Origin of the sequence: Streptomyces glaucescens, assembly GCF_002154375.1 — a bacterium.
Lineage (GTDB): Bacteria > Actinomycetota > Actinomycetes > Streptomycetales > Streptomycetaceae > Streptomyces > Streptomyces glaucescens.
The window spans coordinates 14,575-29,365 of the sequence record NZ_MUND01000058.1; the positions used below are offsets into that span (position 1 = coordinate 14,575).

13 protein-coding genes and 1 pseudogene are annotated in these 14,791 nt (G+C 70.8%); 7 read left to right on the forward strand and 7 right to left on the reverse strand.

The window, feature by feature from the left end; all coding sequences use genetic code 11:
• Positions 1 to 47 precede the first annotated feature (47 nt).
• The 4 genes and pseudogenes from CCN42_RS04620 to CCN42_RS04635 all read right to left on the reverse strand — a co-directional run bounded on the left by CCN42_RS04620 (position 48) and on the right by CCN42_RS04635 (position 3,816).
• On the reverse strand, positions 48 to 554 hold the full coding sequence (locus tag CCN42_RS04620) for a GNAT family N-acetyltransferase (protein WP_086733216.1): 507 nt from the start codon (positions 552 to 554) through the stop codon (positions 48 to 50).
• 486 nt (positions 555 to 1,040) lie between these two features.
• Positions 1,041 to 2,645, reverse strand: a pseudogene (mctP, locus tag CCN42_RS04625) (monocarboxylate uptake permease MctP); the annotation flags it as partial.
• Positions 2,645 to 2,899, reverse strand: a complete 255-nt coding sequence (locus CCN42_RS04630) for a DUF3311 domain-containing protein (protein ID WP_169731402.1) — start codon at positions 2,897 to 2,899, stop codon at positions 2,645 to 2,647. The pseudogene mctP and the gene CCN42_RS04630, both read right to left, overlap by 1 nt.
• Before the next feature lie 152 nt (positions 2,900 to 3,051).
• Complete coding sequence (locus tag CCN42_RS04635) at positions 3,052 to 3,816, reverse strand: GntR family transcriptional regulator (RefSeq protein WP_086168834.1); 765 nt, start codon at positions 3,814 to 3,816, stop codon at positions 3,052 to 3,054.
• Between the two features lie 342 nt (positions 3,817 to 4,158).
• On the opposite strand from CCN42_RS04635, the gene CCN42_RS04640 reads away from it, so the two are divergent.
• From CCN42_RS04640 to CCN42_RS04655, 4 genes are all read left to right on the forward strand, one after another.
• Entirely contained in the window at positions 4,159 to 5,436 is a 1,278-nt protein-coding gene (locus tag CCN42_RS04640) for an extracellular solute-binding protein (protein ID WP_086733190.1), read from the forward strand.
• Positions 5,437 to 5,526: 90 nt separating this feature from the next.
• Positions 5,527 to 6,516, forward strand: a complete 990-nt coding sequence (locus CCN42_RS04645; RefSeq protein ID WP_086733217.1) for a carbohydrate ABC transporter permease — start codon at positions 5,527 to 5,529, stop codon at positions 6,514 to 6,516.
• On the forward strand, positions 6,513 to 7,343 hold the full coding sequence (locus CCN42_RS04650) for a carbohydrate ABC transporter permease (RefSeq protein WP_086733191.1): 831 nt from the start codon (positions 6,513 to 6,515) through the stop codon (positions 7,341 to 7,343). The genes CCN42_RS04645 and CCN42_RS04650 overlap by 4 nt, the downstream gene beginning before the upstream one ends.
• A gap of 8 nt (positions 7,344 to 7,351) precedes the next feature.
• Positions 7,352 to 8,836: a glycoside hydrolase family 3 protein gene (locus tag CCN42_RS04655; RefSeq protein ID WP_086733192.1), complete on the forward strand. Its 1,485-nt coding sequence runs from the start codon at positions 7,352 to 7,354 to the stop codon at positions 8,834 to 8,836.
• Positions 8,837 to 9,247: 411 nt separating this feature from the next.
• Here the strand turns inward: CCN42_RS04655 and CCN42_RS04660 are convergent, their stop codons facing one another.
• A complete protein-coding gene (locus CCN42_RS04660; protein ID WP_086733193.1) occupies positions 9,248 to 9,838 on the reverse strand; it encodes a TetR family transcriptional regulator in 591 nt (196 codons plus the stop codon).
• Between the two features lie 128 nt (positions 9,839 to 9,966).
• Here CCN42_RS04660 and CCN42_RS04665 point away from each other — a divergent pair, with 128 nt between their 5' ends.
• Entirely contained in the window at positions 9,967 to 10,902 is a 936-nt protein-coding gene (locus CCN42_RS04665) for a class I SAM-dependent methyltransferase (RefSeq protein WP_086733194.1), read from the forward strand.
• Here CCN42_RS04665 and nagB read toward each other — a convergent pair.
• Complete coding sequence (gene nagB / locus CCN42_RS04670) at positions 10,899 to 11,684, reverse strand: glucosamine-6-phosphate deaminase (RefSeq protein ID WP_086168691.1); 786 nt, start codon at positions 11,682 to 11,684, stop codon at positions 10,899 to 10,901. The genes CCN42_RS04665 and nagB overlap by 4 nt on opposite strands.
• 312 nt (positions 11,685 to 11,996) lie before the next feature.
• Here nagB and CCN42_RS04675 point away from each other — a divergent pair, with 312 nt between their 5' ends.
• A complete protein-coding gene (locus tag CCN42_RS04675; RefSeq protein WP_086733195.1) occupies positions 11,997 to 13,067 on the forward strand; it encodes an SIS domain-containing protein in 1,071 nt (356 codons plus the stop codon).
• Between the two features lie 33 nt (positions 13,068 to 13,100).
• On the opposite strand, the gene CCN42_RS04680 is transcribed toward CCN42_RS04675, so the two are convergent.
• Positions 13,101 to 13,850: an SDR family oxidoreductase gene (locus tag CCN42_RS04680; protein WP_086733196.1), complete on the reverse strand. Its 750-nt coding sequence runs from the start codon at positions 13,848 to 13,850 to the stop codon at positions 13,101 to 13,103.
• 97 nt (positions 13,851 to 13,947) lie between these two features.
• On the opposite strand from CCN42_RS04680, the gene CCN42_RS04685 reads away from it, so the two are divergent.
• A complete protein-coding gene (locus CCN42_RS04685; RefSeq protein WP_086733218.1) occupies positions 13,948 to 14,586 on the forward strand; it encodes a TetR/AcrR family transcriptional regulator in 639 nt (212 codons plus the stop codon).
• Positions 14,587 to 14,791: the final 205 nt, after the last annotated feature.

Sequence of the window (14,791 nt, forward strand, 5' to 3'; positions counted from 1 at the left end):
TTGTGCCGGGCTGCCGTGCCACCCCCAGATGTTGTGTCGGGGCGGCTTCAGAGCGTCAACTCATAGGTGACGAGCGTGATGTCGTCCAGCTCCGGGAGCGGGTTCCAGTCCCGCTCGGGAGTGCGGACGAAGCCGAGACGTTCGTAGAGGCGATGGGCGGCGTGCATGGTGCGCTGGCTCGACAGCACGACACGGACACAGCCCTCCGTGGCCCGCGCCCGGTCCACACAGGCGCGGACGAGGGCCTCCCCGGCGCCCCGGCCACGGGCCGCACGGTCCACGGCGAGCATGCGGATCTCGGCTTCGCCGGGCCCGGCTATGTCGGCCATGGGGCCGCCGGAGGGCACGAAGGTCACGCCGCCGATGACGCGGTCGTGCTCCACGGCGACCAGCACCTCGGCGGCGGCCGCGCGCTTGGCGACGTCCCTCAGCTCGCCCAGGTACGCGTCGCTCTCGCCGAAGTCGAGGAGGCCGTCTTGGAGGTAGGCCTGCGCGGTGATCTCGGCGACGGTGTCGTGGTCGGCGGGGGTGGCGGGGCGGATGAGGAGGTCCATGGAGCCGAGTGTGCCGGACCGGCGCGAGAGGAGGCCCGAGTTTTCCACACGGCCGGTACGACAAGACGAAAAACCTGGTCGCTCCTGGGAGTTTGCTCGCTCCTGGGGGTCTGCTCGCTCCTGGGGTCAGCCGGAGGAAGGCGGGCAGAAGCCGCCTTGTGCGGTCATGAGCGGCTGATAGCCGAAGTTCGCCGCCTGTTGGTTGAACCGGTCCGCCATCTGCCGGGCGGTGAGGAGCGCCAGCTCCGGGCTGGGCGCGTTCAGCACGATCGAGAACGCCGCGCGGCCGCCGTACAGGAAGCAGACCGGCCAGGGCAGGACCTGCACGGTCGAGTCCTGGGACAGGATCGATAGCTGTTGACCGTCGAACGAGATGTCCGGATCCGCCGCGACGACGTCGTCGACGGTGGGAAGGGCGTCACCCACTGTTCTCCTCCTCACGGCACGCGAGGACAGTCGGGTTCCTCCCTTCCAGCGTTTCGCGTCCGGCGGCAGCTCCACCTGGACGCCCGGGTCGCCCGCGTCCGCCGTGTAGTCCTCCGGCCTGGTCTCGTCGACGCCCTCGGGCGCCTTGACCGCCTTGAGGACGAAGGTGAGGACCACGGTGACGACCACGTTGAGCACGAACGCCGTCAGACCGATGTAGCCGATCTCCCCGATGCCCGGGATCTCCTTCGACGAGCCGCCGAAGTGCTTCTGCGTCGGCGAGGCCACCCCGTACGCGGCGACCGTGCCGTAGACCATGCCGACCGCCCAGCCCGCGAGCAGCGCCCAGCGGTGGAACCAGCGGGTGAACAGGCCGCCGACGAGCGCCGGGAAGGTCTGCAGGATCCAGATGCCGCCCAGCAGCTGGAAGTTGATGGCGACGGTCTTGTCCATGGTCAGGACGAAGGCCAGCGCGCCGACCTTCACCAGCAGCGACACCAGCTTGGAGACCTTGGTCTCCTGCTCGGGCGTGGCGTCCTTGCGGATGAAGTCCTTGTAGATGTTGCGGGTGAAGAGGTTGGCCGCCGCGATGGACATGATGGCCGCCGGCACCAGCGCGCCGATGCCGATCGCCGCGAACGCGACGCCCGCGAACCAGTCCGGGAACATGGTCTCGAACAGCTGCGGGATGGCCAGCTGGCCGTTCTGCACCTTGATGCCGGCCGCGATCGCCATGAAGCCCAGCAGGGCCAGCAGGCCGAGCATCAGGGAGTACAGCGGCAGGATCGTGGTGTTGCGGCGGATCACCTCGCGGCTCTTGGAGGAGAGCGTGGCGGTGATCGAGTGCGGGTACATGAACAGCGCCAGCGCGGAGCCCAACGCCAGCGTGGCGTAGGTCCACTGGCCGGCCTCGGCCGGGACCAGCGCCCCGCGCGGCGCGCCGGTCGCCGGGTTGGTCTCGCCGAACGCCTCGCCCGCCTTGGCGAAGATCTCGTCGAACCCGCCGAGCTTGATGGGGATGTAGATGATCGCCACGGCGATGACGATGTAGATCAGGGTGTCCTTCACGAACGCGATGAGCGCCGGGGCCCGCAGGCCCGAGGAGTAGGTGTACGCGGCCAGCACACCGAAGGCGATGAGCAGCGGCAGGTCCTTGATGAACCAGTTGGTGTCCTCGCCGCCGCCGACGCCCATCACGTCCAGCACGGCCTGGATGCCGACGAGCTGGAGCGCGATGTACGGCATGGTGGCGAGGATGCCGGTGAGCGCCACCGCCAGCGACAGCCCCTTGGAGCCGAACCGGCCGCGCACGAAGTCCGAGGTGGTCACATAGCCGTGTTTGTGCGAGACCGACCACAGGCGCGGCAGGAACGTGAAGATGAGCGGGTAGACCAGGATGGTGTACGGCACGGCGAAGAAGCCGGCCGCGCCCGCCGCGTAGATGGCCGCCGGCACGGCGACGAAGGTGTAGGCCGTGTAGAGGTCGCCGCCGAGCAGGAACCAGGTGATCCAGGTGCCGAACGACCTGCCGCCCAGACCCCATTCGTCGAGGCTTTGCTCGTTCTCGGCCCTGCGCCAGCGCGCGGCCAGGAAGCCCATGACCGTGACGGCCAGGAAGAAGAAGATGAAGACGGCGAGTGCGACGCCGTTCACGCCGTCCTTCATCACCGCTCACCGCCCCGGCGGGCGCGCTGGTCACGCTGCCACAGCTTGAACGCGATCATGGTCAGCACGGTGGAGATGAGCACCCACGCCATCTGGTACCAGTAGAAGAACGGGATGCCGATGAACGTGGGGTCGGTCTTGGCGTACGAACCGACCCAGAGCATCGCCACGAACGGCGCTATGAGGCAGAGGGCGATGACGACGCGCACCGGCGTCACCACCGCTCCTCTGCCGACTTCTGGGGCTTGTGACATCGGCGGCTCCGTCCCCTCACTGATCACCTGCAATGTGCGGGAAATCTAGGTCAGGGAATGGCGCAGACGGAACCCCTCGTCCGCATATCGGTCGCAGCACGGTCGCCGAGACCAGCGGAAACCTTGACAAGGGGCCCTTTCCCGCCGGCCGGTCAGTCGGCGGGCCGCTTCAGCCGGGCCACGAACTTGTAGCGGTCGCCCCGGTACACCGACCGCACCCACTCCACCGGCTTGCCCTCGCGGTCCAGGGAGTGGCGGGAGAGCATCAGCATCGGCAGGCCTACGTCCGTGCCGAGCAGGCCGGCCTCGCGCGGGGTGGCCAGCGACGTCTCGATGGTCTCCTCGGCCTCGGCGAGGTGGACGTCGTAGACCTCGGCGAGCGCGGTGTAGAGGGAGGTGTACTTGGCCAGCGAGCGGCGCAGCGCGGGGAAGCGCTTGGCGGACAGGTGGGTGGTCTCGATGGCCATCGGTTCGCCGTTGGCCATGCGGAGCCGCTCGATGCGCAGCACCCGGCCGCCGGCGGTGATGTCGAGCAGCTCGGCGAGCCGGTCGTCGGCGGTGATGTAGCCGATGTCGAGCAGCTGCGAGGTGGGCTCCAGGCCCTGGGCGCGCATGTCCTCGGTGTAGGAGGTGAGCTGGAGCGCCTGGGAGACCTTGGGCTTGGCGACGAAGGTGCCCTTGCCCTGGATCCGCTCCAGGCGGCCCTCGACCACGAGCTCCTGGAGCGCCTGGCGCACGGTGGTGCGCGAGGTGTCGAACTCGGCGGCGAGCGTGCGCTCGGGCGGGACCGGGGTGCCGGGTGCCTGCGTCTCCGTCATGTCGAGCAGGTGTTTCTTCAGGCGGTAGTACTTGGGCACGCGCGCGGTACGGACGGTCGCCCCGCTCTCGTTCTCCGCACTGCTGACGTCGGTGCTCATGCTCCGCCTTCCGGGCTCCGTAGAGGTGTCGTCGGCACGCTCCGTGATCCCCTCTGTATACCGTCGCGGCCTGCGTTGGTCTAGTCCAGCACGCTGAAGTGGTCTACCCGAGTATGACGGGTGCGGCCCCTGTTTTCGTCGGGTTGTTACTTAAAGGTTCCTGCATATGTAGGTCCCATAACGGCTGGTCGGGCCGTACTTCAGACCCTTGACACACCTTTTGGTCTGGGCCAAGCTCCCCGGTACTGGTCTACACCATTGGTCCAGGTCCCGGCCCCATGGGCGGTACGTCGGTTCACCGCGGGGAGCAGGGGGGTTTGTGGCATCCCTGAGGAGGGTGGCGTGAAGCGCAAGCTGATATCCGCGATCGGTGTCGCGGGCATGATGATCTCGCTCGCTGCGTGCGGCGGCGACGACGGCGGCGACGAGGGCAAGACCGGGGCGGACGGCTACGCGGGCCAGACCCTGACCGTCTGGGTCATGGACGGCTCCTCGCCGGACCAGTGGCAGAAGGACGTGGCCGCCGCCTTCGAGAAGAAGACCAAGGCCAAGGTCAAGTTCGAGATCCAGCAGTGGAACGGCATCCAGCAGAAGCTGACCACCGCCCTGTCGGAGGAGAACCCGCCGGACGTCTTCGAGATCGGCAACACCCAGACCCCGGCCTACGCCAAGACCGGCGGCCTCGCCGACCTCGCGGACCTCAAGGCCGAGATCGGCGCCGACTGGACCGAGTCGCTCAACAACTCCTCGGTGTACGAGGGCAAGCAGTACGCGGCCCCCTGGTACTTCGCCAACCGCGTCGTCATCTACAACAAGAAGGTCTGGGCCGACGCCGGCATCAAGGACCTGCCCAAGACCCGCGACGAGTTCTACGCCGACCTCAAGCAGATCGACGCCAAGACCGACGCCGAGCCGATCTACCTGCCCGGCCAGAACTGGTACCACTTCGTCGGCCTGGTCGTCGGCGAGGGCGGCGAACTGGTCAAGAAGGACGGCGACAAGTACGTCTCCAACCTGGCCGACCCGAAGGTCGCCGCCGCCATGGAGACGTACAAGAAGTTCCAGTCCCTCTCCAAGGCCCCCAAGGACAAGGACGAGGCCACCCCGCAGCAGGGCGAGGTCTTCGGCAAGGGCAACGTCGGCGCCTTCATCGGCATGGGCTGGGAAGCCGGCATCGCCATCGAGGCCAACCCGAAGATCGAGAAGGAGATCGGCTACTTCACCATCCCCGGTGCCACGGCCGGCAAGCCCGAGGGTGTCTTCCTCGGCGGCTCCAACCTCGCCGTCGCCGCGGGCAGCAAGAAGCAGGAACTGGCCAAGGAGTTCCTGAAGATCGCCCTGTCCGACCAGTACGAGGGCCAGCTGGCCAAGCTCAACGGCGTCATCCCCAACAAGGAGTCGCTGCAGGGCAACGTCAAGGGCAACGCGGCCGCCGAGGCCATGGCCCCGGCCGCCGCGGGCGGTGGCACCACGCCGCTGATCCCGGAGTGGGCCGCGGTCGAGAACGCTCCCAACCCGGTCAAGACCTACATGACCGCGGTGCTGAACGGTAAGTCCCCGGCCCAGGCCGCCAAGCAGGTCGAGGACGAGTTCAACAAGCGCCTGGCACAGCAGCAGTAAGGCGCTCGCCGAGGGCGGGGGCCGCACGCGGACACGCGCCAGGGCCCCCGCCCCGCGAACAGTCGTAGGTCTAGAGAAGAGATGGCGAGCATGACCGTGCAGACCGAACGGCCGCCCTCCGGCCCGGCGGACGTCCGCAAGGGGGCGGACGTCGTGGGATCCGGCCGGCCCACCCAGCGAGCCGCGTCCCGCGCCGGCGCGCTCGGCCCCTACCTCCTGCTGCTGCCGGCCTGCGCGGCCACCGTGCTGCTGCTCGGCTGGCCGCTGGTCAAGGACGTCCTGCTGTCGTTCCAGAACCTCAACATGGCGCAGCTGATCCAGCACGTCACCGAGTGGAACGGCGTCGACAACTACAAGGAGGTCCTCACCGGCGAGGACTTCTGGCGGGTCACCCTCCGGTCGATCCTGTTCACGGCGGTCAACGTCGTCCTGACGATGCTCCTCGGCGCCCTGGTCGGCCTGCTGCTCGCCCGCCTCGGCAAGCGGATGCGCTTCACCCTGATGGTCGGCCTGGTGCTCGCCTGGGCGATGCCGGTGGTCGCCGCGTCCACCGTCTACCAGTGGCTGTTCGCCCAGCGCTTCGGCGTCGTCAACTGGGTCCTGGACAAGCTCGGCTGGCACTCCATGGCCGACTACAGCTGGACCAGCAGCCAGATGTCGACGTTCTTCGTCGTCACCGTGCTGATCGTGTGGCAGTCCATCCCGTTCGTCGCGATCAACCTCTACGCCGCGACGACCACCATCCCCACCGAGCTCTACGAAGCCGCCTCCCTCGACGGCGCGGGCGCCTGGCGCAGCTTCACCACGGTCACCCTGCCCTTCCTGCGCCCCTTCCTCTACGCGACGACCTTCCTCGAGATCATCTGGATCTTCAAGGCGTTCGTGCAGGTCTTCACCATCAACGGCGGCGGGCCCGACCGGCTCACCGAGATCCTGCCCGTCTACGCCTACATCGAGGGCGTCGGCAACCAGCACTACGGCATGGGCGCGGCGATCGCCGTCCTGACCATCCTGATCCTGCTCGGCCTCACCGCCTACTACCTGCGGATCGTGCTCAAGCAAGAGGAGGACGAGCTGTGAAGCGCTCGCTCTTCGGCCGCCTGTGGCCCAACGCCACGGCCGTCGTCCTGTTCATCGGCTTCGTCTTCCCCGTGTACTGGATGTTCGCCACGGCCTTCAAGCCGACCGGCGACATCATCTCCGAGGACCCGGTCTGGTTCCCGACCGACGTCACCTTCGAGCACTTCAGGACCGCGACCGGCGTCGACCACTTCTGGACGTACGTCACCAACTCGCTGACGGTGACGATCCTCGCGGTGGTCTTCTCCCTGATCATCGCGCTCGCCGGCTCCTTCGCCCTGGCCCGCATGCGGTTCAAGGGGCGGCGCGGCTTCATCATCGGCTTCATGCTGGCGCAGATGGCGCCCTGGGAAGTCATGATCATCGCGATGTACATGATCGTCCGGGACGCGTCGATGCTGAACAGCCTGGTCCCGCTGACGCTCTTCTACATGATGATGATCCTCCCCTTCACCATCCTGACGCTGCGCGGCTTCGTCGCCGCCGTCCCGCAGGAGCTGGAGGAGGCGGCCATGGTCGACGGCTGCACCCGCGTCCAGGCCTTCCGCCGGGTGATCCTGCCGCTGCTCGCGCCCGGACTGATGTCGACCTCGCTGTTCGGCTTCATCACCGCCTGGAACGAGTTCGCGCTGGTGCTGATCCTCAACAAGGAGGCCGAGTCCCAGACGCTGCCGCTGTGGCTGTCCAGCTTCCGCAGCGCCTTCGGCGACGACTGGGGCGCCACCATGGCGGCCTCCTCGCTCTTCGCGATCCCGATCCTCATCCTCTTCGTCTTCCTCCAGCGCAAGGCCGTCAGCGGCCTGACCGCCGGCGCCGTGAAGGGATAACCCCCTCGATGACGACATTCGCCAGCGAAACCGACACCCTGACCCGGGACGCGCTGACGGTCCTCCAGCCCGGCTTCACCGGCACCACCGCCCCCGACTGGCTGCTGCGCCGCCTCGGCGAAGGCCTCGCCTCGGTGGGCCTGTTCGGGCGCAACATCTCCTCCCCGGAACAACTGGCCGCGCTCACCGCGCAACTGCGCGCCGAACGGGACGACGTCCTGGTCGCCATCGACGAGGAGGGCGGCGACGTCACCCGCCTGGAGGTGGGCACCGGCTCCTCCTTCCCCGGCAACCACGCGCTGGGCGCCGTGGACGACGTGGAGCTGACCCGCGAGGTCGCCCGTGAACTCGGCCGCCGCCTCGCCGCCTGCGGCGTCAACTTCAACTGGGCCCCCTCGGCGGACGTCAACTCCAACCCGGGCAACCCGGTGATCGGCGTCCGCTCCTTCGGCGCCGACCCGGACCTGGTCGCCCGGCACACGGCGGCATACGTGACGGGCCTGCAGTCCGCCGGTGTCGCCGCCTGCACCAAGCACTTCCCCGGCCACGGCGACACCGCCGTCGACTCCCACCACGCGCTGCCCCGCATCGACGTGGACCCGGTGGTGCTCGGCGACCGTGAACTGGCCCCCTTCCGCGCCGCCATCGCGGCCGGCACCCGGGCCGTGATGAGCGCCCACATCCTGGTCCCCGCCCTGGACCGGGACCGCCCGGCAACGTTGTCCCGCCGCATCCTCACCGACCTGCTGCGCGGCGAACTCGGCTACGACGGCCTGATCGTCACCGACGGCATGGAGATGCAGGCCATCGCCGCCACCTACGGCATCGAACGCGGCAGCGTGCTCGCCATCGCCGCGGGCGCCGACGCGATCTGCGTGGGCGGCGGGCTCGCCGACGACGAGACGGTACGCCGCCTGCGCGACGCCCTGGTCGCCGCCGTACGCTCCGGTGAACTCGCCGAGGAACGGCTGGCCGACGCGGCGCGCCGGGTCCGGGAACTGGCCCGCTGGACGGCGGGGGCCGCCACCGAAGCCGGGCGGGACGGTTCCGGTGACGTCGGACTCACCGCGGCCCGGCGGGCGGTGCGGACCACCGGCGCGGACGGTTTCACCCCGCTCACCGAGGCGCCGTACGTGGCCGCGTTCACCCCGGTCGCCAACATCGCCGTCGGCGACGAGACCCCCTGGGGTGTGGCCGCCGAACTCGCCGGGCTCCTCCCCGGCACCGAGGCGGGCACCTTCACCGGCCCCGACGCGGGCGGCTCGGCCCTCGCGGCGGCCGGTGAACGCCGCATCGTCGCCGTCGTGCGCGACGAACACCGCCATCCCTGGATGGCTGCGGCCCTCGACACCCTGCTGACCGCCCGCCCCGACACCCTCGTGGTCGAGATGGGCGTCCCCCAGGCCCCGGCCCGAGGCGCCCTGCACATCGCCACCCACGGCGCGGCCCGGGTGTGCGGACGCGCGGCGGCGGAGATCATCGCGGGCGCGTAGCCGCCGCGCCCAGGGCCCGCCACCGGGCCCTGGGCGGTGCGTGGCGCGGGCCGGTGCGTCGGGGGGCGTTGCCGGCACGACGCCGAAGACCTCGGCCGCGGCGCGAAGGGCCTCGGCCGCGGTGCCGGCAGGGCCGCGCCGGGTTCTGTCGTCGGTCGGCTGCGGGTGGGGCGTGGCTGGTCGCGCGGTTCCCCGCGTACCTGGGTGGGCGGGGTGGCCGTCGGTCTGCCTGCGCAGGCAGTCTCCGCGGGCCTCGTCGCGGTGTCGAGGGCGCCGGTCACCTGAAGAAGGTGGCCGGCGCCCTTCCGCGCGGCGGGCGCGGGACCCGATGCGCGGCAGGGGCAGGGCACGGACACGGGCACGGCGAGCGGCGGGGTCAGGGCACGGGCACGGACACGGCGAGCGGCGGGGTCAGGGCACGGGCACGGCGACGAGGGCACGGACGAGCCGCTCGACCCGGTCCCGCGCATCCGGTGCGTCCGCCCCGTCCGTCATCAGCAGGTGATGCAGCGTCCCCACCAGGGCGAGTGCGACGGACTGCGGGTCGACCCCGGTGCCGACCCGCCCCAGCCGCCGCTCCTCCCTCAGGTAGCCGTCGACCGATGCCTGGACCACGTCGAACCCCGGGGCGCCCGCCCGCCACGCCTCCCGGATCCGCCGGGACGCGGCCGGACGGGTGACGGCCAGTCCCACGACGCCGGGATCCAGGGACAGCACGGCCGACGCCACGGCCATGAGGTTGCCGGCCACCGTGCCCGTGCCCGCCCGGGCCGGCAGTGCCGCCGCGAGGGCCGAGGCGCGCGCGAACCGGTCGAGCACGAGGTCGGCGACGAACTCGTCGAGGCCCGTGAAGTGGGTGTGCAGCACCCCCTTGGCGCAGCCGGCCTCGTGTGTGACCGCCCGGCTGGTGAGGGCGGCGGCGCCGTCCCGGGCCACGACCCGTTCCGCGGCGTCGAAAAGGCGCTCCCGCAGATCCGGAATCGCGACTCCACGCGGTGACATCAAGTTCCTCCAGAGACCCGGCCGTTGCAGTATGGGCGATTGCCCATTGCCAGTGCGGGCGTGTGCCCGTACGTTGGGCGGACGCCCATTCTAGGCGGTCGGACTACTCGCGCGGGAGGTCACCGCATATGCACGGCATCGCCAACACCGCACAGGCGCAGGCATGGAACGGCTACGAAGGGTCCCACTGGGCCGCCCACCAGGACCGCTGGGACGCCGTCAACGCCGGCTTCGGTCAGCTCCTGCTCGACGCCGCCGCCATCCGTCCCGGCGACCGCGTCCTCGACATCGGCTGCGGGGCCGGAGCCACCACCCGGCTCGCCGCCCGAGCGGCGGCCGGCGAGTCCGACGATGCCGCTCCGTCCCGGGACGGTCACGCCCTCGGCGTGGACATCTCCGCCCCCATGCTGGGGCGCGCCCGGGCCAGGGCGGAGCAGGAAGGGCCCGCCAACATCGCTTTCCTGCACGGCGACGCCCAGGTCCACCCCTTCGCCCCCGGCTCCCACGACGTGGCGATCAGCCGCTTCGGCATCATGTTCTTCGCCGACCCGGTCGCCGCGTTCGCCAACATCGCGACCGCGCTGCGCCCCGGCGGACGCATCGCCTTCCTCTGCGCCGCCGAACCCGAGGGCAACGAGTGGCTGCGGGCCCTCACCGCGCTCGGCGACCTCCTGCCGATGGAGGGCTTCGGCGCGCCCGGCGGACCGGGCATGTTCTCGCTCTCCGACGCCGGCACCGCGACCGGACTGCTCACCGCCGCCGGCTTCGCGGACGTGCGCGCCGAGCACGTGCAGGCGTACGGCACCTGGGGGAGCGACGCCGCCGAGGCGGCCGGCTTCCTGCTCGACTCCGGCCCCGGCCGCCACCTCCTCGGGCGCGTCGATCCCGGCACCCGGGACCGCGTCCGCAGCCGCCTCATCGACCGGCTCCGGCCGTACGAGACGCACGGCGCGCTCCGGCTGCGCGGCACCGCCTGGCTGCTGACCGCCACCCGCCCGGCCCCTCCCGCCGAGCGTGCGTGCCCGGCGTCGCGGGGCAGGCGGGAATCGCCGGACGCCCCCTAGATCCCCTGCCACTCCGGCTTGTTGGCGTACGTGTGCCGGAAGTAGTCCGCGAGCTTCAGCTTGGACGCCGCGGCCTCGTCGACGACGACCGTGGCGTGCGGGTGCAGCTGCAGCGCGGAGGCGGGACACACCGCGGCGACCGGCCCCTCCACCGTCGCGGCGACCGCGTCGGCCTTGCCCTCCCCGGTGGCCAGCAGTACCAGGTGCCGCGCCTCCAGGATCGTCCCGATGCCCTGGGTGATGACGTGGTGCGGGACCTGGTCGATGTCGCCCTCGAAGAAGCGCGCGTTGTCGACCCGGGTCTGCTCGGTCAGCGTCTTGATCCGGGTGCGCGAGGCGAGGGAGGAGCAGGGCTCGTTGAACCCGATGTGCCCGTCGGTGCCGATCCCGAGCAGCTGCAGATCCACCCCGCCGGCCTCGGCGAGCGCCCTGTCGTACGCCTCGCAGGCCGCCTGGACGTCCTCCGCCTCGCCGTCGGGTCCCATGAACGCGTCCATCGACAGCCCCAGCGGCTCCAGCACCTCGCGCCGCAGCACGGAACGGTACGACTCCGGGTGCGACGCGGGCAGCCCGACGTACTCGTCGAGCTGGGCGATCCGTGCGCGCGAGGCGTCCACGGCCCCGGAGCGCACCTTGGCCGTGAGGGCCTGGTAGATGGGCAGCGGCGTGGAGCCGGTGGCCACACCGAGCAGGGCGTCGGGCTTGCGCCGGAGCAGCTGAGCCATGGCCTCGGCAATCAGCTCGCCGCCGGCCTGTGCGTCCGGAACGATGACAACTTCCACGCTGGGCCTGCCGATCTGAAGAGGGACTCGAAGGCACCCGGGAGGGGCCATGTGGTTTAGACCAATCTAACAGAGCGGGGGTGCCCGTCCCAGGTGTCGCGGGCCGTTCGACGCAGGCGTGACGGCGGGATGAACGCCAGGGATCGCACCATCCGTGCCGCCCGGCCGTGCCACTCGTCCGGCGGCCGTACGTCACCGCGCCCCGCCCGTTCGGCCGTCCCCCGCTCTGCCCCGGAGATCCGCCGTGAGCGGGCGCGCCGTCGCGCGGCGGAGTGGAATGGGAGCTGCACCCATGTCACCTCCGGAGGCCCCATGACCGCCACTCCACCGGCCCGCCGCACCGACGCGCCCGGCCGGATCATGTCCCGCGAGATGGGCGAGCAGCCGGCCGTGCTGCGGCGGATCCTGGAGGGCGGCGCCCCGGACATCCGCCGGGTCGCCCAGGAGATCGCCGCCCGCGAACCCCGCTTCGTGCTGCTCACCGCCCGCGGCACCTCCGACAACGCGGCCCTCTACGCCAAGTACCTCGTGGAGATCCGTCTCGGTCTGCCCTGCGGTCTCACCTCCATGTCGACCATCACCGCCTACGGCGCCCGTCCCGACCTCACCGACGTCCTGGTGATCACGGTGAGTCAGTCCGGCGGCTCCCCGGACCTGGTCGCCTCCACCCGGGCCGCCCGCCAGGCCGGTGCGATCACCCTCGCCGTCACCAACAACCCCGACTCGCCGTTGGCCGGCGTCGCCGAGTACCACCTCGACATCCTGGCCGGGCCGGAGAAGGCGCTGCCCGCGACCAAGACCTATACGGCCTCCCTCCTCGCGCTCTACCTGTTCGTCGAGGGCCTGCGCGGCGGCGACGGCACCGCGGCGCAGCCGCTGCCCGGTCTCGTCCAGCAGCTGCTCGCCCGGCAGGACGAGGTGCGCGCCCTCGCCGGCCGCTACCGCTTCGCCGAACGCATGGTCATCACCTCGCGCGGCTACGGCTACCCCACGGCCAAGGAAGCCGCGCTGAAGCTGATGGAGACCAGCTACATCCCCGCCCTCTCGTACTCCGGTGCCGATCTGCTGCACGGCCCCCTCGCCATGGTCGACAACGTCTCACCGGTCATCGCCGTCGTCACCGAGGGCCGGGGCGGCGAGGCCCTCCAGCCGGTGCTGGACCGGCTGCGCGGGCGCGGCGCCGATCTGGTCGTCTTCGGCCCCAGGCGTCAGGTCGAGGAAGCGTCGGCCGGGTTCGTGCTGCCCACGGAGGGCGTCGCCGAGGAGGTGCAGCCGATCCTGGAGATCGTCCCGCTCCAGCTGCTGGCCTACGAGGTCACCATCGCCCGCGGCCAGGACCCGGACGCCCCCCGCGCCCTCGCCAAGGTGACGGAGACCCGCTGACGCCTCTCCACAGGCCCCACCGGCCCCACCGGCTCAGGTCAGCGACCCTCCCGTCGCGTCCACCCAGCTGCCCGTGATCCACCGGCCGCCGTCGGAGGCGAGGAACGCCACCACGTCCGCGACATCCGCCGGCACGCCCGCCCGGCCGAGCGCCGATATCGCCGCGGCCTGGGCCCGCCCTTCCTCCGTGCCGAGGAGCGCGGCCGTGTTGTCGGTGTCGATGATGCCGGGAGCCACCGAATTCACCGTGATGCCCCGGGGGCCGAGCACCTTGGACAGGTCCCGGGTGAAGACGTCCAGGGCGCCCTTCGTCATCGCGTAGGCCATCTTGTCCGGCATCACCGCCGTGCGGGCGAGCCCCGACGAGATGTTGACGACCCGGCCGCCGTCGCGGAGCCGGGGGAGGCCGTGCTGGACAATGAAGTGGGGTGCCTTCACGTTCACCGCGAAGACCCGGTCGAACTCCGCCTCGTCGATCTCCTCCAGGGCCGGCGCGGTGCCGATCCCCGCGTTGTTCACGATGATGTCCACGCCGTCCGCGTGCCGGTCGAACTCGGCCCACAGCGCCTCGGCGTCTCCGGGCCGCCCCAGTTCCACACCGAGCGGGAAGGCCGAGCCGCCGTCCGCCTCGATCGCCGAGACCGTCTCCTTCGCCGCCGCCTCGTTCGTGCCGTAGTGCACCGCGACGCGCGCACCGTCGCGCCCCAGCCGCTCGGCGATCCCGCGCCCGATCCCCCTGCTCGCCCCCGTGACGAGTGCCGTCCTACCGCTCAGCGCACCCATGCCGACGCCCCCTCCGCAATTTGCTAGTGGTCGATACAGAAATGACCGTAGAGCAAGGCTCTGTCATTTGTCTAGCGTCCGCTATAAAATGCACTCCATGGTGAGCGCGCAGGAGAACAAGGCGCGGAGCCCGTCGGCCGCCGGGCAGCGGGGCCGAGGCCGGCCCCGCTCCTTCGACCGGGAGACCGCCCTGGAGAAGGCGATCATGGCCTTCTGGGAGCACGGGTACGAGGCCACGTCCGTCTCCGACCTCACCCGCGCCATGGGTATCGGTGCCCCCAGCCTCTACTCCGCGTTCGGCGACAAGCGGGCCCTGTTCGACGAGGTCGTGCAGGTGTACGGCGTGCGGTACGGCTCGTTCGCCGGGCGCGCCCTCGCCGAGGAGCCCACCGCCCGGGCCGCCGTCGAGCGCACCCTGCGCGAGGCCGCCGCCGAGTACACCGCCCCCGGCCGCCCGCACGGCTGCCTCGTCGTCCACGCGGCGACCAACTGCACCACCCCGGAGGTGGAGCAGTCCCTGCGGGAGCGGCGCAACGCCAACATCGCGGCGTTCGAGAGCCGGATAAGAGCGGACATCGCCTCAGGGGCGTTGCCGCCCGGCACCGACGCGGCGGCGCTCGCCCGGCACACCGGGGCCATGATCCAGGGCATGTCCCAGCAGGCGCGCGACGGCGCGAGCCGGGCGGAACTCGAAGCGCTCGCGGAAATTGCCATGTCTGTTTGGCCCCGCGGATGACCGGGGCGGGTTAGGCTTCCCAAGGCCGGGAAACGGCTGTCGGCCCCGTGCCGCACTGGTCTTCAGACAACAAACGCTTCCGACGCATGGACACGTGGAGTGGTCTAGTCCACAATCGTTGCAGACCGCCGTCATGGAACTTGCTGTGCGGTAGTCCCGCAACGGCAGGACCATGCGTGGGAACCAGCATCCGTCTTCCCCGCAC

Bases quoted from the DNA above. Each gene is read 5' to 3' on its own strand.
- CCN42_RS04620 (WP_086733216.1), bottom strand. From the start codon at position 554: ATGGACCTCCTCATCCGCCCCGCCACCCCCGCCGACCACGACACCGTC.
- CCN42_RS04630 (WP_169731402.1), bottom strand. From the start codon at position 2,899: ATGTCACAAGCCCCAGAAGTCGGCAGAGGAGCGGTGGTGACGCCGGTG.
- CCN42_RS04635 (WP_086168834.1), bottom strand. From the start codon at position 3,816: ATGAGCACCGACGTCAGCAGTGCGGAGAACGAGAGCGGGGCGACCGTC.
- CCN42_RS04645 (WP_086733217.1), top strand. From the start codon at position 5,527: ATGACCGTGCAGACCGAACGGCCGCCCTCCGGCCCGGCGGACGTCCGC.
- CCN42_RS04655 (WP_086733192.1), top strand. From the start codon at position 7,352: ATGACGACATTCGCCAGCGAAACCGACACCCTGACCCGGGACGCGCTG.
- CCN42_RS04660 (WP_086733193.1), bottom strand. From the start codon at position 9,838: ATGTCACCGCGTGGAGTCGCGATTCCGGATCTGCGGGAGCGCCTTTTC.
- CCN42_RS04665 (WP_086733194.1), top strand. From the start codon at position 9,967: ATGCACGGCATCGCCAACACCGCACAGGCGCAGGCATGGAACGGCTAC.
- CCN42_RS04675 (WP_086733195.1), top strand. From the start codon at position 11,997: ATGACCGCCACTCCACCGGCCCGCCGCACCGACGCGCCCGGCCGGATC.
- CCN42_RS04680 (WP_086733196.1), bottom strand. From the start codon at position 13,850: ATGGGTGCGCTGAGCGGTAGGACGGCACTCGTCACGGGGGCGAGCAGG.
- CCN42_RS04685 (WP_086733218.1), top strand. From the start codon at position 13,948: ATGGTGAGCGCGCAGGAGAACAAGGCGCGGAGCCCGTCGGCCGCCGGG.